Source organism: Ruminococcus callidus ATCC 27760 (assembly GCF_000468015.1).
In the GTDB taxonomy this organism is placed as follows: domain Bacteria; phylum Bacillota; class Clostridia; order Oscillospirales; family Ruminococcaceae; genus Ruminococcus_C; species Ruminococcus_C callidus.
The window spans coordinates 1-3,403 of the sequence record NZ_KI260336.1 but is presented as its reverse complement, the minus strand read 5'-3'; the positions used below and the strand labels follow the sequence as shown (position 1 = coordinate 3,403).

Annotated in this window: 2 protein-coding genes; both read right to left on the bottom strand. The window is 50.1% G+C overall.

What is annotated here, in order from left to right:
- Positions 1–75 precede the first annotated feature (75 nt).
- A complete protein-coding gene (locus RUMCAL_RS03570; RefSeq protein WP_021681160.1) occupies positions 76–1,053 on the bottom strand; it encodes a glycosyltransferase family 2 protein in 978 nt (325 codons plus the stop codon).
- A gap of 22 nt (positions 1,054–1,075) precedes the next feature.
- Complete coding sequence (locus RUMCAL_RS03565) at positions 1,076–3,118, bottom strand: DUF2079 domain-containing protein (protein WP_021681159.1); 2,043 nt, start codon at positions 3,116–3,118, stop codon at positions 1,076–1,078.
- Positions 3,119–3,403 lie beyond the last annotated feature (285 nt).

Genomic DNA, 3,403 nt, shown 5'->3' with positions numbered 1-3,403 from the left:
TCGCCAGACGCTCTTTGTGCGGTATTGCCTTAAAAGGCTATTGTTGATTCTGCACAGATCTTGCCGACGGTTTCCTTATTTCTCCGACAGCGATTTCTGCTGGGATTTCACCTTTTCATCTTTCAGAATATACTGCGGTCTGCCCTTGACTTCAGAGTATGTCTTGGAAACATACAAACCGATCACGCCGTTGCAGAACATGGAGATGCCTGCGGTAAAGCAGAGAATGCATGCCAGCGACGGCCAGCCTGCAACCTTGTCCCCGAACGCCAGTGTTTTCCAGATGATCACAAAGATCATGATAATGGCAATGGCACAGAACGCCAGTCCCAGAATTGCCGACAGTGCCAGCGGTGCTGTGGAAAATGCCAGTATGCCGTCAATGGCATAGACCAGCAGCCCCCAGAACGACCACTTGGTAGTGCCCGCTTCACGATTACGGTTTTCAAAGGGAATCCACTTGGTATTGAATCCGACCCATGCAAAAATGCCCTTGGAAAACCGGTTGTACTCCCGCAGGGACAGCACCGCATCGGTCATCTGGCGTGTCATCATGCGGAAATCTCTGGCTCCGTCCATGATGTTGACCTTGGAGATCTTCCGAATGACCTTGTAGAACATTCTCGCAAAGAACGACCGGATCTTCGATTCGCCCTTTCGGGAAACACGCCGCGAAGCCACACAGTCATAGTCGGTGGTTTGCAGAGTTTCGTACATCTCGATAATCAGTTCCGGCGGATCCTGCAAATCGGCATCGATAATGACTACATAGTCACCGGAAGCCTTTTCCAGACCGGCAAACATCGCTGCCTCTTTCCCGAAGTTGCGGGAAAAGGACAGGTAGTTCACCCGCGGATTCTCGGCTTCCTGTTCCCGCAGGAACATCAGCGTCCGGTCTGCGGAGCCGTCGTCCACAAACAGATATTCCATTTCGACATTGTGCTTTGCGTGCATTACCTCATAGATCTTTTCAATTTCTTTCAGAAACAGCGGCAGCACTTCTTCTTCATTATGACACGGCACAATGATCGAAATCTTGTCTTGTTTTTGCATATATACACCTTCTTTTTCGGGTTCAGTACGTTTTCTCTGCCAGCTGTAAATCCGGGTGCTCTGCCAGATATTCCGGACTGACGTAAATATCCATCATATCCTGACAGCCGTCATAGTATACATAGCCTTCGGTTTGCAGCTTGCTAACTTCCTGATCCTCCCATTCCTCGTTCTGCTCAGTGCGGACAATAACGAAGTCCGTAAAGGAAGGCGGTTCCACATCATTGCTGTCCAGCAGGTAAATCTCATCCCGCTGGGCAAGGTGAGGCAGATAGAACGAATCACATGCCACAGAGGCATCTTCCGGAATCGAATCGATCAGTTCGTCCTTGACGTCATATCGTTCCCGATTGTTGTCGTACAGTTCCTTGGAACCCACATTGCCGCCCACCAGCGAAGAAAAGAACAGCAGGGCGGAGATGCTCATGAAGATCGGCAGGAATTCCTTATGCTTGCCCTTGAGTTCGGCATAGTTGATCATTGCCGCATAGATCAGGCAGGTGGTGGTACCGAACACATACTGGAAGCCGTAGTCATTGGCATAGCCATAGCCCGGTGCCAGATTCATCAGAATAAACGGAGCCAGCAGGAAATAGTGCGAGAAGTGCTTCGTCACGAACGGCAGGAAGAACAGCGGGATCATGATGATCAGCATCAGCTTGAAATCCTTTTCGTCCACGCACTGGGTGATAAAGTACATCGGGTCAGTGATAACAGTCTTAATGATATTGCCGAAGCTTGCACTCTTGTCAGTCATCAGATTGCCGTAGGTACGGGAGGTGAACACGCCTTCTCCGTATTTTTCCATCAGTCGGGTCACCACAACGAAGTACACACCGGAGAAGCCGGCGACAACGGCGCCATGATACCGCTTTTCCAGACGGAAAATGCAGAACAGTCCCAGAAGAACCATGTAGATCGACACGTCTTCCTTGACGATCAGAAGGAGTGCCGTCATGATGTACATCAGAACATACTTTTTCTTTTCCACCGCATAGAAGAACCACATCAGCAGCATGGGCAGGAATGCGTTTTCGTGGAAGTCATAGAAGCACGGAGCGATCAGTTCCACGCAGAACAGATAGACCACAGAGAAGCCGATCGTTGCCATGTTGGAGAACTTGAACTTCCGGCAAATGCCAACCAGCGGAATGACACCGGTTGCCACCAGAACTGCCTGTCCGATGAGCAGGGTATACGGGGTCGGGAAAATGTAGTAGAACGGCAGCAGCGTATAATAGATCGGCGAGAAGTGGACTGCAAAGTGAGAAAGCAGCTTGTCCCGTTCGCAGGTAGTGACCGGTGCGAAGCTCTCTGCCATGTTATGATACATCTGTACAAAGATGCCGAAGTCAAATGCCATGGAGCCGTAGACCTTATGCCGGTAAATGGTGAACACGGCAATGAATACTCCCATCAGGCACATCAACACGCCAATGGTAATATAGATCGCTGCTTTCGGCAGCTTTTCCACGATCTTGAACGAGCCGTAGCGATAGGCGAACCATGCAATAATGGTGCACACCACGATAAACGCCAGTGCATAATAATAGTTGTTGGTTCTCCAGATCGTCTGGAACGCCATTGCCACAACACCGACAACCATCACAAGCCCGTCGGGTTCGCAGCGGCTTTTCCAGATGCGTTTCAGCAGAAGCCGCAGCAATGTCAAAACGACGAATCCGGCAAGCACACAGAGCAATACCGGCAGCAGCGGCAGCTTGTCCACAAATTCTTCCCATTTCTCCACAGGGTTCAGGCTGCCGCCCCGAATCTCTTTCCGGTTGATCAGCAGGAACGCTGCCATTACCATGAAATAGCAGCCAACGATCCGCATAATCAGATAGGGATAGGGCAGCTTCAGCACCACTTTTTTTGCCGTCTGCAACACCTTTTTCCACTTCGGCGGTTCCGGCGGCACATCACCTTCCGCAGGCTCTGCCGCCGTTGTTTTCTCCGGAATGGAACCGGTTTCTTCTACCGGCACTGCGGCATCAGATTCTTTCGCTTCCGGCTCCGGCGGTGTATCTCCCGCTGCGGACTGGTGCAGTTCATCTTCCAACATAGTTGCTCCTTTCTCAAGACCTCATACTGCGGACGATGCCGCCTGTATTCGGGAAACACCGCACAAGCTTTGTGCGGTATTGTCCTTGTCTTTTCTTTCACAAAAATTCTCCGCTATGAACGATCACATACAACCATCAAAACCAATGCGGATTATTTCCTATTATAGCATTTTCTCTGTAAGCTGTCAATACTCTATGAAATTTGCACTGCTTTTTTTGTGTAAAACGACAATAACTACGTTATGGAAACACTGGGCAATACCGCACAAAGATTGTGCGACAGA